Below are 15,885 nucleotides of genomic sequence, written 5' to 3'. Positions count from 1 at the left end.
TCTCCATTTTTAACAATTTTGGCATAGCAATGACTGATTACTTGCTTCTATTCGTTGGCACCGTATTGGTAAACAACTTTGTACTGGTCAAATTCCTTGGTTTATGCCCATTTATGGGTGTATCAAAAAAATTAGAAACCGCTATAGGAATGGGATTTGCAACAACCTTTGTTATGACATTGGCCTCGATTAGCTCCTGGCTAATGGATAACTTTATTTTAGTCCCGCTAGACTTACTCTATTTACGCACACTCAGTTTTATTCTAGTGATTGCTGTTGTTGTACAGTTCACTGAAATGGTTGTTAGAAAAACCAGCCCAACGTTATATCGCCTATTGGGGATTTTCTTACCTTTAATTACGACAAACTGCGCTGTATTAGGGGTTGCCTTACTCAATATCAATCAAGCGCACACCTTTATGCAATCGGCAGTTTATGGTTTTGGTGCAGCGGTGGGTTTCTCATTAGTCATGGTATTATTTGCTGCTATTCGAGAAAGACTTGCTGTTGCCAATATTCCTGCACCGTTTAAGGGATCATCTATTGGTTTAATTACTGCTGGTTTAATGTCTCTCGCCTTTATGGGTTTTAGTGGTTTGGTGAAACTGTAATGAACTCTTTATGGATAGCAATTGGTGTACTTGGTGCACTAGGCCTTATCTTTGGTCTTATTTTGGGATATTCCGCTCGTCGTTTTAAAGTGGAAGAAGATCCTATTGTTGAACGTATCGATGCCATTTTACCACAAAGCCAATGTGGACAATGTGGACACCCGGGTTGTCGCCCTTATGCAGATGCAGTAGCTAACAATGGTGAAATGATTAATCGTTGTGCGCCGGGCGGCGAGCAAGTGATGTTAAAAATAGCCGAACTCATGGGCGTCGATCCTCAACCACTTGATGGCGATGAAGAAGCATTAAATCCAATTAGAAAAGTCGCGCTGATTGATGAAGACAATTGCATAGGATGCACTAAGTGTATTCAGGCTTGCCCTGTCGATGCCATTGTTGGAGCCACACGCGCCATGCACACAGTGATTGAAGATTTATGTACAGGATGTGATTTATGCATACCGCCATGTCCTACAGACTGCATAACGTTAGTTCCAGTAAAAGTCACAACATCAAACTGGAAATGGGATTTAAACACCATTCCGGTTAAAAATATTCCCGTAGAACCAGAAGAAACACCCGAAGATGAACCGTCGTTAAAGGCGGAGGATAATGCTCATGTTTAATCTCTTTTCACTATTTAAAAAAGATAAAATCTGGGATTTTAAAGGCGGTATTCATCCTCCTGAAATGAAATTGCAATCAAGCCGCACACCTATGCGCGTAGCACAGCTTCCTGATGAAGTGATTATTCCTATTCATCAGCATTTAGGTGTGCCGGGACAAGTTTGCGTTAATATTGGTGATCACGTATTAAAAGGCCAACCTTTAACTAAAGGTGTTGGCAGAACCTTACCTGTCCATGCTTCTATATCTGGCACTGTTACAGCGATTGAACCCTTTCCTAGTACACACCCTTCTGGCTTACCTGAAATTGCCGTAAGAATAAAATCTGATGGTAAAGATGAGTGGCGTGAAAAATCACCAATAGCTGATTACCACTCACAAAGTAGAGAAGCATTGTTAAACCGCATACATGACGCAGGTATTGCAGGATTAGGTGGTGCAGGTTTTCCTACAGCATCTAAACTCAAGGGGGCTGGCGATTTAGTTAAAACATTAATTGTTAATGCGGCTGAATGTGAACCTTATATCACTGCTGATGATCGTTTAATGCAAGAACATGCCGATGAGGTGATTACGGGGTGTCAGATATTAATTCACTTACTTTCACCTGACGAAGTGTTAATTGGTATTGAAGATAACAAACCTGAAGCTATTGAGGCCTTAAGACAAGCATTAAACGCACTACCTGATGAAAAGCGTATCTTTATTCGAATTATTCCAACCAAATACCCATCGGGTGGCGCTAAACAGCTCACCAAAATATTAACGGGTAAAGAAGTGCCTTCTGGTGGACGTTCATCCGATATTGGTGTGTTAATGCAAAACGTGGGTACCGTTGTCGCAATAAAACGCGCCATAATTGATGATGAACCATTAATTGAACGCGTTGTTACCATAACCGGTAACGGAACCAAAACACCGGGTAATTTTTGGGTACGATTAGGTACACCTATTCATAATGTTTTAAAACAAGCTGGCTTTGTAGCGGGTTCAGAACAAATGGTCATTATGGGGGGACCTTTAATGGGTTTCACCCTACCAGACTTAAATGCTCCAGTAGTAAAAATCACTAACTGTTTATTAATTCCTTCCATAGATGAAATGGATGCAGATAATCCTGAAGAAGCCTGCATTCGTTGTGGTCATTGTGTTGATGCTTGCCCTAGTGGCTTATTACCACAACAGCTTTACTGGTTTAGTCAAGGTAAAGAGCATGAAAAAGCAGAACAACATAATCTATTTGATTGTATTGAATGTGGTGCTTGTGCTTATGTCTGTCCAAGTAATATTCCGTTAGTGCAATATTATCGCCAAGAAAAAGCTGAAATTCGTGAAATTGCGGCTGAAGCGAAACGAGCCAGCGAAGCTAAACAACGTTTTGAAGCGAAAAAAGTGCGGATGGAACGAGAAAAACTTGAACGTGAAGCTCGCCATCAACGTGCAGCAGTTAAACTTGATGATAAAGAACAGAGCGAAATTCAATCAGCGCTGTCTCGTGTAAAAGAAAAACAGAGCATTGGTAAAATTATCGCAGTGAAGGCTGGCGAATTACCTGATAACGCGGCGGCTATTGCAGCACGTAAAAAACGTAAAGAAGAAGCGAGAGCAAGACAAGCGGCTAAAGTAGCTGAACAAGAAATACTTTCATCATCGGCAGATAACAATGTCGCAGCGGAAGAAATCGATCCGCGTAAAGCCGCTGTCGCCGCTGCACTTGCTCGTGTTAAAGCTAAAAAAGCCGCACAGCAAGCCGAAACAGCACCAACAATTGAAACGCCAGCAGCAAGCGTTAACGATGCAGTGGAAGAAGTCGACCCACGTAAAGCCGCTGTCGCCGCTGCACTTGCCCGTGTTAAAGCTAAAAAAGCCGCACAGCAAGCCGAAACCGCGACAACCGTAGAAACACCTGTGGCAAGCAATAACTCTGCGACGGAAGAAATCGACCCACGTAAAGCCGCTGTCGCCGCTGCACTTGCTCGTGTTAAAGCTAAAAAAGCCGCACAGCAAGCCGAAACAGCACCAACAATTGAAACGCCAGCAGCAAGCGTTAACGATGCAGCGGAAGAAATCGACCCACGTAAAGCCGCTGTTGCTGCTGCACTTGCCCGTGTTAAAGCTAAAAAAGCCGCACAGCAAGCCGAAGTTGAACTAAAAAATAGTGGATCACCTGCACAAAGCCCTGATGCTGAAATCGATCCGCGTAAAGCGGCCGTTGCCGCCGCCATTGCGAGAGTCAAAGCAAAAAAAGCGCAACAACTCAGTGCTAAAGAAGAAGTCACCTCGGATTAATAACAAATGAAATTCAGACCAATACAAAATAACAGTAGTAAGCTAAAAATTGCGAGTTCACCTTTTACGCATAATCAGCAATCCACCAGCCAAGTGATGCTGTGGGTTGCTCTCGCTGCGTTACCAGGTATCTTTAGCCAAATCTATTTCTTTGGTTTAGGCACAATCTACCAAATTGTGTTAGCAATCATTGTGGCACTAGTAGCAGAAAGCCTTTGTATATGGCTAAAAAAAGAAGATCCTCGCACTTATCTTAAAGATAACTCGGCATTACTTACTGGCGTACTATTAGCAATTAGTATTCCTCCATTAGCACCTTGGTGGATCATCGTATTAGGAACTTTCTTCGCCATCGTTATTGCTAAGCACATCTATGGCGGATTAGGGCAAAATCCGTTTAATCCTGCAATGGTAGGTTATGTTGTACTGCTTATTTCATTTCCTGTACAAATGACTTCATGGATGCCCCCAATAGAACTACAAGCTGTCTCTTATAATATGATGGATAGCTTAAGTCTCTTTTTTAGTGGCCATACATCATCAGGTTTAACACTAGAAGATTTAAGACGTTCAGTAGATGGCATTACGCAAGCAACCCCTCTCGACAGTTTTAAAACTGGCTTACTAACACATTCTATTGATGAAGTATTAGCAACGCCTATTTTACAGGGTGAATTCGCAGGTATTGGTTGGCAGTGGGTTAACATCGCCTATTTAGTAGGAGGAATTATCCTACTTTATAAACGTATTATTAGTTGGCATATTCCAGTAGCAATGTTAGCAATATTAGCGCTGTGTTCTGTTATTAGTTGGGGAATTGACCCTACTCGTTATTCTCAACCACTATTACAGCTTTTCTCTGGCGCAACGATGCTTGGCGCATTTTTTATTGCTACAGACCCAGTTAGCGCATCAACCACACCAAAAGGTCGTTTAATTTATGGTGCTATCATTGGCTTATTAATTTGGGTTATTCGTGTTTATGGTGGATATCCTGACGCGGTGGCATTCTCAGTGCTATTAGCCAACATTGCAGTACCTTTAATTGATAGCTATACACGCCCCCGTGTTTACGGGCATTAATGCCAAGGAGAAAATGATGATCGATATACTAAAACGTCATGGGCTAACATTAGCTATCTTTGCTGCTTGTACAACAGGACTAACCGCTGTTGTTTATCATTTAACCGCGGATACTATTGCCGAACAAGCCGCCTTAGAAAAACAGAAATTGCTCGATCAGGTTATCCCTCAATCTATTTATAATAATAATCTTTCTAACGATTGTTATATTTTAACCAATAAAGCATTGGGCAATGATAAACCTCATAAACTTTATGTGGCACGTTTAGATGGCAAGCCTGTTGCAGCAGCTCTAGAATCAACAGCACCTGATGGTTATTCCGGTGCTATCGAGTTATTAGTTGGCGCTGATTTTCAAGGTAAAGTACTTGGTGTTCGCGTAACAACCCATAATGAAACCCCAGGGTTAGGCGATAAAATAGAAACTCGTATTTCTGATTGGATCAACTCGCTGAGTAATAGATTCATTTCTGGTGAAAGCGATCCTCGCTGGGCCGTTAAAAAAGATGGTGGAGATTTTGATCAATTTACAGGTGCAACGATCACCCCTCGTGCGGTAGTTAATGCATCAAAACGTACAGCATGGTTAATGCAATCATTACCTGAACAAATAGCAACACTGCCTGTTTGTGAGGAACAATAGAATGAATTCAATTAAAGAGCTATTTTCACAAGGGTTATGGAAAAATAACTCTGCATTAGTGCAATTGCTTGGTCTTTGCCCTTTACTGGCGGTTTCATCTACTGCGACAAATGCTTTAGGACTCGGTTTAGCCACAACATTGGTGTTGGTATGTACCAATGTAGCTGTTTCTAGTTTACGTCGTTGGGTTCCTTCTGAAATTCGTATCCCAATTTATGTTATGATCATTGCGTCTGTTGTTAGCGCCGTACAATTGCTTATCAATGCTTATGCTTATGGTTTATATCAATCTTTAGGGATCTTTATTCCTCTAATTGTTACTAACTGTATTGTTATTGGCCGAGCTGAAGCCTTTGCTGCTAAAAATGAAGTATTTCCTTCGGCAATTGATGGTTTAGCGATGGGATTAGGCGCAACAGCTGCACTGTTTGTATTAGGTGCATTACGTGAAATTTTAGGTAACGGCACACTTTTCGATGGCGCGGATTTACTCTTAGGTGAATGGGCACAAGTGTTAAGAATTGAGATAATTCATTTAGACTCGCCTTTCTTACTTGCTATTTTACCACCAGGTGCATTTATTGGTTTGGGCTTTATGTTAGCCGCCAAATACCTGATTGATGAAAAACAGAAAAAACGTTCATCAGCTGCAACTAAAACCTACGAAAAAGAACAAGGTTGTGGCAGCCATATCGTTAAAAATTAATTTGTGAGCACAATGAATCAAGTAAAACGTATTGAAATTCTAACTCGGTTGCGTAATGACAATCCACACCCTACGACAGAGCTAAAATTTGACTCTCCGTTTGAATTGTTAATCGCCGTGTTATTATCAGCACAAGCGACAGATGTGAGCGTAAATAAGGCAACGGCAAAGCTCTATCCTGTTGCTAATACACCTCAAGCCATCCTAAATTTAGGTGTTGACGAGGTAAAAAAATACATTAAAACCATCGGTTTATTTAATACCAAAGCAGAAAATGTGATTAAAACCTGTCAGATTTTGGTAGATAAACACCATAGTGAAGTGCCAGAAGACAGAGAGGCATTAGAAGCATTACCAGGAGTAGGAAGAAAAACGGCTAATGTGGTTCTTAATACCGCATTTGGTTGGCCAACCATTGCCGTTGATACTCACATTTTTCGAGTCTGTAACCGCACAGGCTTTGCGCCCGGTAAAAACGTTAATGAAGTTGAGCAAAAACTACTAAAAGTTGTTCCTGAAGAATTTAAAGTAGATTGCCATCATTGGTTTATCCTTCATGGTCGTTATACCTGCATTGCACGAAAACCACGGTGTGGCTCTTGTATTATTGAAGATCTCTGCGAATTTAAAGAAAAAACGGATCCAGAGTAATATTTTACTGTTTTTCTGATGCATACTACTTGCGTCACTACGCACAATCGAATAAAACTATTGCCCACTTTAATTATTAAAACTGCCGACTTTCCGGAAAAATATGTTTCAAGACAATCCGCTGCTTGCACAGCTAAAACAGCAACTCCATGCCCAAACACCGCGCGTGGAAGGCCTTGTAAAGGGAACAGATAAAGGCTTTGGCTTCCTTGAAGTTGATGGTCAGAAAAGCTATTTTATCCCGCCTCCTCAAATGAAAAAGGTTATGCATGGCGACCGTGTTCTTGCTGCCGTTCATACTAATAATAATAAAGAATCTGTCGAGCCAGAAGAACTTGTAGAACCTTTTTTAACACGTTTTGTCGGACGCGTTCAGAAAAAAGAAGGTGATAACCGTCTGTGGATCATCCCAGACCATCCTTTATTAAAAGACGCTATTCCTAGCCGTCCAATTCAAGGTTTAGATCATACTTTTTCTGATCAAGACTGGGCTGTGGCTGAAATGCGCCGTCACCCACTTAAGGGCGGCAAAAATTTTCAAGCTGAATTAACACACTTTATTACAGATAAAGATGACCATTTTGCCCCTTGGTGGGTAACATTAATGCGTCATCAATTAGAGCGTGATGCGCCAGAAATGGGCGAAGAAGCATTAACCCTACACGATGTTCAACCTCGTGAAGATTTAACGGCTCTCTCTTTTGTTACTATTGATAGTGCATCAACCGAAGATATGGATGATGCACTTTATATTCGCAAAGAAGACAATGGCCAGCTGACACTGTTTATCGCCATTGCTGATCCTACCGCTTATATTCTACCAAATAGTGAATTAGACAAAATCGCAGCACAACGCGCTTTAACTAACTATTTGCCAGGCTTTAATATACCGATGTTGCCACGTGAGTTATCCGATAACATCTGTTCATTACGTCCAAATGAAAAACGCCCTGCACTAGTTTGCCAAGTGTCTATTGCGCAAGATGGCGCATTGCTTGAGGATATTAATTTTTATTCAGCTTGGGTAGAGTCTAAATCGAAACTGGTTTATGACAATATATCTAACTGGTTAGAAGGCGAAGCCACTGATTGGCAGCCAGAAAATGAAGTTGTTCATCAGCAAGTGATGCTATTAAAAGAGATGTGTGAAAAACGTCACCAATGGCGTGAAACACATGCGTTAGTCTTTAAAGAGCGCCCAGATTACCGTTTTATTCTTGATGAAGGCGGTAATGTATTAGATATCGTAGCGGATAAACGCCGCATTGCGAATCGCATTGTAGAAGAAGCGATGATCACTGCGAATATCTGCGCTGCTAAAGTGTTAGAAAAAGAACTCGGCTTTGGTGTTTATAATGTTCATACTGGGTTTGATCCACTCTATATCGACCAAGTTGTTCAAACATTAAAAGACAATGGTGTAGAAACCACGTCAGAAAGTTTATTAACCTTAAATGGTTTTTGTCAGTTGCGTCGAGAACTCGATAATCAACCAAATCAATTTCTTGATAGCCGCATTCGTCGTTACCAAAACTTTGCAGAAATCAAAACCGAACCCGGTCCCCACTTTGGTTTAGGCCTTGACGCTTATGCCACTTGGACATCGCCTATTCGTAAATACAGTGATATTTTAAATCACCGTTTACTCAAGGCAATAATTAGTAAAGGTGCCGCAGAAAAACCGCAAGAAGAAGCTTGTATCCGTATTGCTGAACGTCGTCGTGCAAACCGTATGGCTGAACGTGATGTGGGTGATTGGTTATACGCGCGTTTCTTAAAATCTTTTGCTGGTACTGACACGCCATTTAATGCAGAAATTATCGATATCACCCGTGGTGGTATTCGCGTTCGCTTAGTTGAAAATGGTGCAGTTGCCTTTATTCCTGCGCCATTCTTACACTCAGTACGCGATGAAATTCAGTGCAGCCAAGAAACGGGCACAGTGATTGTTAAAGGAGAAGCAGCTTATAAACTCAATGATATCATTCCGGTACGCATTGAAGACGTTAAGCTTGAAACCCGAAATATCGTTGCTCGCCCTATTTAATCGGTAATAAAACAAGATACAATAAAGCTGGTGATTCATCTGAGTCATCAGCTTTTTTTATATATACATATCAATATGTTAAACGCATTGAGTTTAAAGGAAATATTTTATGGTTAGCAAAATAATTAAGGCAATGCGCACCATAAATTTAGTTGAATATAAATGGAATACCAACAATGAAAGACAAAGTACAAATTAGCCGTTTCTTAAGCTATATCTTACGCCATTCCCCTGAAAGTATTGGTTTATCACTCAATAAACAAGGATGGGGTGAAATCTCAACATTAATTCAGTTAGCACAGAAACAAGGTACACAGTTAACACGCAAATTAATTGAAGATGTGGTAGAAACCAATGATAAAAAGCGGTTTGCTATCTCAGAAGATGGACTATTTATTCGCGCGGTTCAAGGTCACTCATTAAAGACCACCGTTGATTATCAACCTATTAGCCCCCCTAAAGCGCTTTATCACGGTACAGCAAGTCGTTTTATAGAGAGTATTTTTGACAAAGGCTTAATACCTAATGGCCGCCAATATGTGCACCTTTCTGAAGACGATAAAACAGCGGTAAATGTCGGTCATCGACACGGAAAACCAGTGGTATTAACAGTAAATAGTCAGCAAATGTTTGAAGATGGTATCGAATTTTATCAAGCTGATAATGGCGTATGGTTAACATTGGCTGTGCCAGTAAAATATCTAAAAATTAATAAAATACAATAACATTGTACTTTTTAATCACAAAAGTACGGAGACTAAAATGAGTAAATTAATTTCATATTGGAGATCACCTCATATTGCTTATCATAATAAAGAAAGAGGCTTTTATGTTATTTATGGTAAATATAATCATTTAAATAGAGAAAAAAAATCGAATAAATGCATAGGGTTGTATTGGGATAATTTTCCTAAAGTAAATGATGTTTTAGCACCTATGGTGGTTCCAGCCGATATTGGAAAATCGATCCTCGCGGGCTTACTACAAGATGCCGCTAATAAAAAAGAGGGAGTGGTGCTACAAAATATTTTAGATGCAATAGATTATTTTAAGCCCGAGAATAATAGAGATAGTGATATAGAGTAAGTCATAAAGTTTAAAAAGGTGACAATGTCACCTAAGTACTATCATGTTATTATGTTTGTAGAACGTATTATTGAACATGACAAATTAATCGGGATACCCTGTAATGGTTATTTTTGTTCCCGCCTTATTTTCTTCAAACAGAAAATCAGTGCTTCCACCAGAAAACTGCTGTTCAATCACTAAACGGCGTGGGCTTTCCCATTTATACACCACAGAAATGCTTCCATCAGCATACTCTTTTTCGCGATTTACGTTCAGTTTTAACGTTTTTTCTAGGTATTCTTCATCATGTTCGTTGACATATTTCTTATAAGCATCAAGAAGATTCATTCCTTTATAAACACAATAGGTTCGCGCACCATTTTCATAAATTTCGTCCATCGTTTGTTTTGGTGATGAACAGTATTTATTTTCTGTCACCAGCATATCTGTTTTATTTTCAGCCAAAAGTGCCGAAGAATATAGCATCGCAAATATCATCAAATACGTTTTCATAAAACACCTTTTAAAAAGAATAATCTATCTAATGATAATAAAAATGCGCCAATTTTTATTAAAAATCAGCGCACTAGTATTTAATTGGATTGCGAGTGAATAACTTTATCAGCCACCAGCAAGTTTAACTTTCATTCCCTTGGCTTCTAATAGCGATTTAATTAAATCTCGCTTATCGCCTTGAATTTCTATCATGCCATCTTTAACACTACCACCACAACCACATTTCTTTTTTAATTCTGCGGCCAATTTGGTCAGTTCAGCATCCTCTAAATCGATACCAGAAACCACACAAACCCCTTTGCCTTTGCGTCCACTGGTTTGGCGCTGAATACGGACAATACCATCGCCAGCAGGACGTTCTGGTTTTTGTTCTTCTTCTTTAATTCGTCCTGTATCCGTGGAATAAACCAGACGGGAGTTATTATCCATGTTGAACTCCTTTTATTGCTGTATTTATTTGACGCAATGTTTCTAATGGATTTTCACTACGCGTGATTGGTCGTCCTATCACCATGTAATCAACACCAGCAATAATAGCTTGTTCTGGTGTCATAACTCTGCGCTGATCACCGACATCACTGCCTGTAGGTCGAATTCCGGGGGTCACTAATAAGAAATCATCACCACATACCTGTTTAAATCGAGTTGCTTCATGCGCTGAACACACAACACCATCAAGGCCACACTCTTTTGTTAGTAACGCTAAACGCTCTGCTTGTTGTGCTGGCGTTAGTGTAATACCTAATTCAGTGAGATCAGATTGATCCATACTGGTAAGCACCGTCACCGCAGTTAATAACGGCGCATCGTTACCAAAAGATACCAGGCTCTCTTTTGCTGCACGCATCATGCGGCTACCACCACTAGCATGAACGTTAACCATCCACACACCGAGATCAGCGGCAGCGGCTACAGCTCGAGCGACTGTATTGGGAATATCATGAAATTTTAAATCTAAAAAAATTTCAAATCCTTGCTTTTGTAACTGGGTAACAAATTGAGGACCAAAACGGGTAAACATCTCTTTGCCTATTTTTAGACGACAAGATGAAGGGTCGATACGTTGAGTAAAATCCAACGCACTTTTCTGGTCTTCATAGTCTAATGCCACAATAACGGGCGCGCAGGTGAATTCGGGCGATTTTTTATCACAGTGATATGACATTTTAGGGCCTTTATTTATAAAGAGACTATTTTAGTAAAAGTGACATTGTCACTGACCATCTAAGCCACGAATTGGCTTAACGGTATCCCACGAACGGCAGGATGGACAATGCCAATATAATGCATGAGAGGTAAAACCACATTTATGGCAACGATAATCAGGCTTAGTACGTATTTGTTCACCCACCATATAACGCAACAAAATCAGGCTCTCTTTTGCTCGGCCTTCTTCTGCTTCAGATAAGTGATAACGCATTAAACGATAGAAAAGCCGCATAGTAGGATGGCGTTCTAATTGACGATTAATATAAAGCTGTGCCGCTTCGATGCCTTCTCTGGCTTCAATAATATCAGCAAGGTAAAGCTCTGCAATTGCGCCACAATTGCTTTCGACACATTGACGTAAATAACTTTCCCAACGTGGATCATTATTATTTTGGGTTTGAAAACATTCAAATAGCATTGGTAGCGTTTCGCTTACCATCTCTTTGTCTTGTTCAATAACTCTCATCAATACATCGATAGCTTTTTGTTTTTCATCGCGGGCAATATAAATACGACCATACATAATAGAGACTCGCGCACAAAGTGGGTCTGTTTGCCCTGCTTTTTGCAAAAAACTCAATGCGCTATCCAGATTATCGCTACTCATTTCTTGCAAAGCTAATTCACAATAAAAATGTGAAATTTGCTCTTTTAATTCATGTTGACCAAGTTTAACCAGCTTCTCGGCTGTTTCTATCGCTTTACCCCAATCACTCGTAAGTTGATAGATAGCCAATAGTGATTGTAATGCACTTTGGCGAAAATCTTGTTCATCAATAAGTTGTTGAAACATATTTTCAGCACGATCATACACACCCGCAGCAACATAATCGCGACCAAGTTGCTGAACCGCTAACAGGCGTTGTTCAAAAGATAATGCGGCGCTTTCCATTAAGGATTGGTGGATACGAATGGCACGTTCGACTTCGCCTCGAGAGCGAAAAAGATTACCTAACGTGAGGTGAGCTTCAAAAGCAGAGCTGTCTTCTTTAAGCATTTCAAGAAAGAGATCGACCGCTTTGTCTTGTTGATCAGAAAGTAAGAAGTTAACGCCTGCCACGTATTCTCGTGATAAGCGGTCGGCATTCTGCTGTTTATCCTGCTGGGCACCGCGGCGTCCCATATACCAGCCGTAAGCCGCAGCGACAGGTAATAACAGAAACAGCAATTCTAGCATCAGCTATCGTCCTTATTTCGCAGCAGAAGCAACAGTTGGACGATGTTCTTGGCTTTCTTGTTTAGTTTGGCTACTTTCAAGACGTTTAATCTTACGTTTTGCTCTTACTAAAGATAGACGTACTCGTAAATAAAAAAGACCACTGACAACCCAACCGAGTACAAAACCAACACCAAACAGCGTTGCCAACAAGGTAGAAATACGATATTCACCTTGTGCAATAAGATAATTAAAAGTAACTACCTGATCATTATTCGAGCCTAAAGTCATGGCAATGACTACAACGGCAAAAACAAGAATAACCAAAATAAAAAGTAGGACTTTTTTCACATTATTTCCTTTTTTATTCGCTTTTCTTTAGAGGACAGATAAAGGTAGCATTTTCACCACTCACAAAGAAAGCCATTTCTTAGAATCATCTGATTTTCGTATATTTTTTCACATAAATAGCGAAAAATAAATTCTGTATCTTAAAAATACGGTTTATCGTCAGGATTTGAGTAATAAACGCCACTCAATCAACTTAAATGCTATCCAAACAAGTACAGCACTAATAAGAATACCGACAATAACATCAGATGCCCAGTGCATTCCCAATACAATACGCCCAACAGTGACGTCCATTCCCCATAATAACCCGAATGATGCTAAAAAATAATGATGGCGCAACATAAAAAAGGCAAAAACAAACAAAGCGAGAGTAGCAGCAAACAAACTGTGCCCTGAAGGAAATGCATATCCTGTTTCTGCTCGCCAATGTTTTAATTGCCAGGCAGGAATAACGGCCGAGTTAGCTAATCCTTTATGTAATAGTTGCTCTCTTTCAGGTCTTGATACTTGATAAAAATAATCTGTAGAAATATGCAAATTTTCACTTACCCACACCACATAAGGTCGTGGCTCTTTTACCGTATTTTTTACCGCAACTTTAATTAATTGCCCTATCGCTAATGTCGTTAATACAATCAGCGCCAACTGAACAAATGCTTTTTTAGGGAGCTTCAAGATAAAAAATAGCAATATAAAACAGATAACCAGCGTTAAAGCGCCCCAAGGTTTCGCCGCGCTATCAGCGAACCATAGCGTTGTAATACCGCCAATAGGATGATCTGTTGGTTGCCAATGCCAACCAATAGATAATAGCACCACGGGTGGCAACAACATCACAATACTACCCAATAAGATCAAAAAAGTTATTTGCTTATTCAATCGATTAATCCTTTTAAATTGCTATTATTTATGCATCTATTAATTAAACCCAATTACCATAAACGATGTTTATTAATAAATAAATCATTATGCAAAAAACCGCAAAATCTGATAATTTATACCGGTGTGTATTTATAAGTGTATGTGTAGATTTTTCCTTGTTTATTTAACATGGAAATATTTCAGTGTTTTATTTCTCTTCGTTCATCCCACTAAAACATATAGTATGAATGAGAGTATCACCTGAAATTAAGAGTCAAAAAATAATGAAATTAAAACGTATCGCAGAAGCAAAACTACCAACACCATTTGGTGAGTTTTTAATGGTTGGTTTTGAAGAAATCGCAACTGGAAAAGATCATGTCGCCTTGATTTATGGCGATATTTCAGGCTCAGAGCCTGTTTTATCCCGTATTCATTCTGAATGTTTAACGGGAGATGCCCTCTTTAGCCTACGCTGTGATTGCGGTTTTCAATTAGAAGCTGCACTTTCTCAAATCAGCAAAATGGGTCGTGGTGTATTACTGTATCACCGTCAAGAAGGCAGAAATATTGGGCTGCTGAATAAAATTCGCGCTTATGCACTACAAGATAAAGGCTTAGACACCGTTGAAGCAAATCTTGAATTAGGCTTTAAAGCTGATGAACGTGATTTTACTCTATGTGCTGATATGTATAACCTTTTAGGTGTACACGCGGTTCGGTTATTAACCAATAACCCGAAGAAAATTGAAATTATGAAGGCTGCGGGTATCAATGTTATTGAGCGTGTACCATTAATTGTTGGACGTAATCCGAGTAATGCACATTATCTTGATACAAAAGCAGATAAAATGGGTCATCTATTATTTAAAAAAGCACAGTGATTCATAATTAAATTTCTTCATTCCGGGTAGCAATTACCCGGATCCTTATTCTGACCCTCATTCTTTATTTCCCTGTTAAATCATCACCTCAGCTTGTTTTATCTTATTTATTATCCTATTTTTTATTATTAAATTATATCATGTGCCTTTTTATCATATGCCATTTCATTGACTATCTATCTGATTTTCAGCTATTTTTTAAATAAATAAATTATCGATTTAGGAATACATTATGCCAATGCAATTTTCAGGTAGGCTTTTCGGTGCGCTTTTATTAGTGGGCACATTATTAACAGGTTGTGATGACAGCAATAACAACACTTATTCAATCAAAGTTGGTGTAATTAATGGTGCTGAGCAAGATGTCGCTGAAATAGCAAAACAAGTTGCTAAAGAAAAGTACGGTTTAGATGTAGAACTCGTTGGCTTTAGTGGCTCTTTATTACCTAACGATCCCACTGCAAATCGTGAATTAGATGCTAATGTTTTTCAACATCGCCCTTTTTTAGCTCAAGATAATCAATCTAGAGGTTATAACTTAGTTGCTGTAGGCAATACCTTTGTATTTCCAATGGCGGGTTATTCGACAAAAATCAAACACCCTTCTGAATTAAAACCAGGAGATACTATTGCAGTTCCTAACGATCCGACAAATTTAGGTCGTGCTTTACTATTGTTACAAAAAGAAAAGTTAGTAACATTAAAAGAAGACAGCGGTTTATTACCTACAGCGCTCGATATTACTGCAAATCCTCTTAACCTAAAAATTATGGAATTAGAAGGTGCACAATTACCACGCGTATTAAACGATCCTAAAGTAACTGTAGCGGTAATTAGTACTACCTATATTCAACAAATTAACTTATCACCAACCAAAGACAGTATTTTTATAGAGGATAAAAACTCACCCTATACCAATATTATTGTAGCAAGAGAAGACAACAAAGGCGCTGATAATGTGCGTGATTTTATAAAAGCTTACCAATCACCTGAAGTCGCAACCGCCGCAGAGACTATCTTTAATGGGGGTGCTATTCAAGGCTGGTAATATTTTAATAATATGATTGGTCACTTATTATTAATATGTGACCAAATCATTTACCTAGAGCACCAGAATACATTCATCTTATTCTAAATAAAGTAATGTCATTATGTATCTTTGATTAAAGTATCATAATGTATT

The 15,885-nt window shown here is 39.3% G+C and carries 18 protein-coding genes; 12 read left to right on the top strand and 6 right to left on the bottom strand.

The window, feature by feature from the left end; translation table 11 throughout:
* Nucleotides 1-29 precede the first annotated feature (29 nt).
* The 10 genes from rsxA to M997_RS09280 all read left to right on the top strand — a co-directional run bounded on the left by rsxA (nt 30) and on the right by M997_RS09280 (nt 9,743).
* Nucleotides 30-611 (top strand): electron transport complex subunit RsxA, encoded by a 582-nt coding sequence (rsxA, locus tag M997_RS09325; protein WP_064719850.1) that lies wholly within the window; start codon nt 30-32, stop codon nt 609-611.
* Nucleotides 611-1,237, top strand: a complete 627-nt coding sequence (gene rsxB / locus M997_RS09320; protein ID WP_064719849.1) for an electron transport complex subunit RsxB — start codon at nt 611-613, stop codon at nt 1,235-1,237. The genes rsxA and rsxB overlap by 1 nt, the downstream gene beginning before the upstream one ends.
* Nucleotides 1,230-3,527, top strand: a complete 2,298-nt coding sequence (gene rsxC / locus M997_RS09315) for an electron transport complex subunit RsxC (RefSeq protein ID WP_064719848.1) — start codon at nt 1,230-1,232, stop codon at nt 3,525-3,527. The genes rsxB and rsxC overlap by 8 nt, the downstream gene beginning before the upstream one ends.
* 6 nt (nt 3,528-3,533) lie before the next feature.
* Nucleotides 3,534-4,610 carry an electron transport complex subunit RsxD gene (rsxD, locus tag M997_RS09310; protein WP_064719847.1) on the top strand — a complete coding sequence of 359 codons (1,077 nt, stop codon included), beginning with the start codon at nt 3,534-3,536 and terminating at the stop codon, nt 4,608-4,610.
* A 16-nt stretch (nt 4,611-4,626) separates the two neighbouring features.
* The gene (gene rsxG / locus M997_RS09305; RefSeq protein WP_064719846.1) at nt 4,627-5,253 is read left to right on the top strand and encodes an electron transport complex subunit RsxG; all 627 of its coding nucleotides are present in this window, start codon (nt 4,627-4,629) and stop codon (nt 5,251-5,253) included.
* Nucleotide 5,254: 1 nt separating this feature from the next.
* Nucleotides 5,255-5,959 carry an electron transport complex subunit E gene (locus M997_RS09300; protein ID WP_064719845.1) on the top strand — a complete coding sequence of 235 codons (705 nt, stop codon included), beginning with the start codon at nt 5,255-5,257 and terminating at the stop codon, nt 5,957-5,959.
* A gap of 12 nt (nt 5,960-5,971) precedes the next feature.
* Nucleotides 5,972-6,610 (top strand): endonuclease III, encoded by a 639-nt coding sequence (gene nth, locus M997_RS09295; protein ID WP_064719844.1) that lies wholly within the window; start codon nt 5,972-5,974, stop codon nt 6,608-6,610.
* A 103-nt stretch (nt 6,611-6,713) separates the two neighbouring features.
* Entirely contained in the window at nt 6,714-8,657 is a 1,944-nt protein-coding gene (locus tag M997_RS09290) for an exoribonuclease II (RefSeq protein WP_064719843.1), read from the top strand.
* A gap of 176 nt (nt 8,658-8,833) precedes the next feature.
* Entirely contained in the window at nt 8,834-9,382 is a 549-nt protein-coding gene (locus M997_RS09285; RefSeq protein ID WP_064719842.1) for an RNA 2'-phosphotransferase, read from the top strand.
* Nucleotides 9,383-9,419: 37 nt separating this feature from the next.
* Complete coding sequence (locus tag M997_RS09280) at nt 9,420-9,743, top strand: hypothetical protein (protein WP_064719841.1); 324 nt, start codon at nt 9,420-9,422, stop codon at nt 9,741-9,743.
* Nucleotides 9,744-9,827: 84 nt separating this feature from the next.
* Here the strand turns inward: M997_RS09280 and M997_RS09275 are convergent, their stop codons facing one another.
* The 6 genes from M997_RS09275 to pgpB all read right to left on the bottom strand — a co-directional run bounded on the left by M997_RS09275 (nt 9,828) and on the right by pgpB (nt 13,836).
* A complete protein-coding gene (locus M997_RS09275; RefSeq protein ID WP_064719840.1) occupies nt 9,828-10,238 on the bottom strand; it encodes a hypothetical protein in 411 nt (136 codons plus the stop codon).
* Between the two features lie 108 nt (nt 10,239-10,346).
* The gene (gene yciH, locus M997_RS09270) at nt 10,347-10,670 is read right to left on the bottom strand and encodes a stress response translation initiation inhibitor YciH (protein WP_064719839.1); all 324 of its coding nucleotides are present in this window, start codon (nt 10,668-10,670) and stop codon (nt 10,347-10,349) included.
* Complete coding sequence (pyrF, locus tag M997_RS09265; RefSeq protein WP_064719838.1) at nt 10,663-11,406, bottom strand: orotidine-5'-phosphate decarboxylase; 744 nt, start codon at nt 11,404-11,406, stop codon at nt 10,663-10,665. The genes yciH and pyrF overlap by 8 nt, the downstream gene beginning before the upstream one ends.
* A gap of 48 nt (nt 11,407-11,454) precedes the next feature.
* Entirely contained in the window at nt 11,455-12,627 is a 1,173-nt protein-coding gene (gene lapB / locus M997_RS09260) for a lipopolysaccharide assembly protein LapB (protein ID WP_064719837.1), read from the bottom strand.
* A 12-nt stretch (nt 12,628-12,639) separates the two neighbouring features.
* Complete coding sequence (locus tag M997_RS09255) at nt 12,640-12,957, bottom strand: LapA family protein (RefSeq protein ID WP_064719836.1); 318 nt, start codon at nt 12,955-12,957, stop codon at nt 12,640-12,642.
* A 159-nt stretch (nt 12,958-13,116) separates the two neighbouring features.
* The gene (gene pgpB, locus M997_RS09250; protein ID WP_064719835.1) at nt 13,117-13,836 is read right to left on the bottom strand and encodes a phosphatidylglycerophosphatase B; all 720 of its coding nucleotides are present in this window, start codon (nt 13,834-13,836) and stop codon (nt 13,117-13,119) included.
* A gap of 266 nt (nt 13,837-14,102) precedes the next feature.
* On the opposite strand from pgpB, the gene ribA reads away from it, so the two are divergent.
* Together ribA and M997_RS09240 are read left to right on the top strand one after the other, a co-directional pair.
* Entirely contained in the window at nt 14,103-14,702 is a 600-nt protein-coding gene (gene ribA, locus M997_RS09245) for a GTP cyclohydrolase II (protein WP_064719834.1), read from the top strand.
* A 232-nt stretch (nt 14,703-14,934) separates the two neighbouring features.
* The gene (locus M997_RS09240; protein ID WP_064719833.1) at nt 14,935-15,750 is read left to right on the top strand and encodes a MetQ/NlpA family lipoprotein; all 816 of its coding nucleotides are present in this window, start codon (nt 14,935-14,937) and stop codon (nt 15,748-15,750) included.
* Nucleotides 15,751-15,885 lie beyond the last annotated feature (135 nt).

Source organism: Proteus hauseri ATCC 700826 (assembly GCF_001654965.1).
Classification (GTDB): Bacteria; Pseudomonadota; Gammaproteobacteria; order Enterobacterales; family Enterobacteriaceae; genus Proteus; species Proteus hauseri.
Note: the sequence above shows the minus strand (reverse complement) of the source record. Positions and strands in the feature narration are given on the sequence as shown.

What these genes read in the sequence shown, in the direction of transcription:
- rsxA (WP_064719850.1), top strand. Translation starts at nt 30, where the DNA reads ATGACTGATTACTTGCTTCTATTCGTTGGCACCGTATTGGTAAACAAC.
- rsxB (WP_064719849.1), top strand. Translation starts at nt 611, where the DNA reads ATGAACTCTTTATGGATAGCAATTGGTGTACTTGGTGCACTAGGCCTT.
- rsxC (WP_064719848.1), top strand. Translation starts at nt 1,230, where the DNA reads ATGTTTAATCTCTTTTCACTATTTAAAAAAGATAAAATCTGGGATTTT.
- rsxD (WP_064719847.1), top strand. Translation starts at nt 3,534, where the DNA reads ATGAAATTCAGACCAATACAAAATAACAGTAGTAAGCTAAAAATTGCG.
- rsxG (WP_064719846.1), top strand. Translation starts at nt 4,627, where the DNA reads ATGATCGATATACTAAAACGTCATGGGCTAACATTAGCTATCTTTGCT.
- M997_RS09300 (WP_064719845.1), top strand. Translation starts at nt 5,255, where the DNA reads ATGAATTCAATTAAAGAGCTATTTTCACAAGGGTTATGGAAAAATAAC.
- nth (WP_064719844.1), top strand. Translation starts at nt 5,972, where the DNA reads ATGAATCAAGTAAAACGTATTGAAATTCTAACTCGGTTGCGTAATGAC.
- M997_RS09290 (WP_064719843.1), top strand. Translation starts at nt 6,714, where the DNA reads ATGTTTCAAGACAATCCGCTGCTTGCACAGCTAAAACAGCAACTCCAT.
- M997_RS09285 (WP_064719842.1), top strand. Translation starts at nt 8,834, where the DNA reads ATGAAAGACAAAGTACAAATTAGCCGTTTCTTAAGCTATATCTTACGC.
- M997_RS09280 (WP_064719841.1), top strand. Translation starts at nt 9,420, where the DNA reads ATGAGTAAATTAATTTCATATTGGAGATCACCTCATATTGCTTATCAT.
- M997_RS09275 (WP_064719840.1), bottom strand. Translation starts at nt 10,238, where the DNA reads ATGAAAACGTATTTGATGATATTTGCGATGCTATATTCTTCGGCACTT.
- yciH (WP_064719839.1), bottom strand. Translation starts at nt 10,670, where the DNA reads ATGGATAATAACTCCCGTCTGGTTTATTCCACGGATACAGGACGAATT.
- pyrF (WP_064719838.1), bottom strand. Translation starts at nt 11,406, where the DNA reads ATGTCATATCACTGTGATAAAAAATCGCCCGAATTCACCTGCGCGCCC.
- lapB (WP_064719837.1), bottom strand. Translation starts at nt 12,627, where the DNA reads ATGCTAGAATTGCTGTTTCTGTTATTACCTGTCGCTGCGGCTTACGGC.
- ribA (WP_064719834.1), top strand. Translation starts at nt 14,103, where the DNA reads ATGAAATTAAAACGTATCGCAGAAGCAAAACTACCAACACCATTTGGT.
- M997_RS09240 (WP_064719833.1), top strand. Translation starts at nt 14,935, where the DNA reads ATGCCAATGCAATTTTCAGGTAGGCTTTTCGGTGCGCTTTTATTAGTG.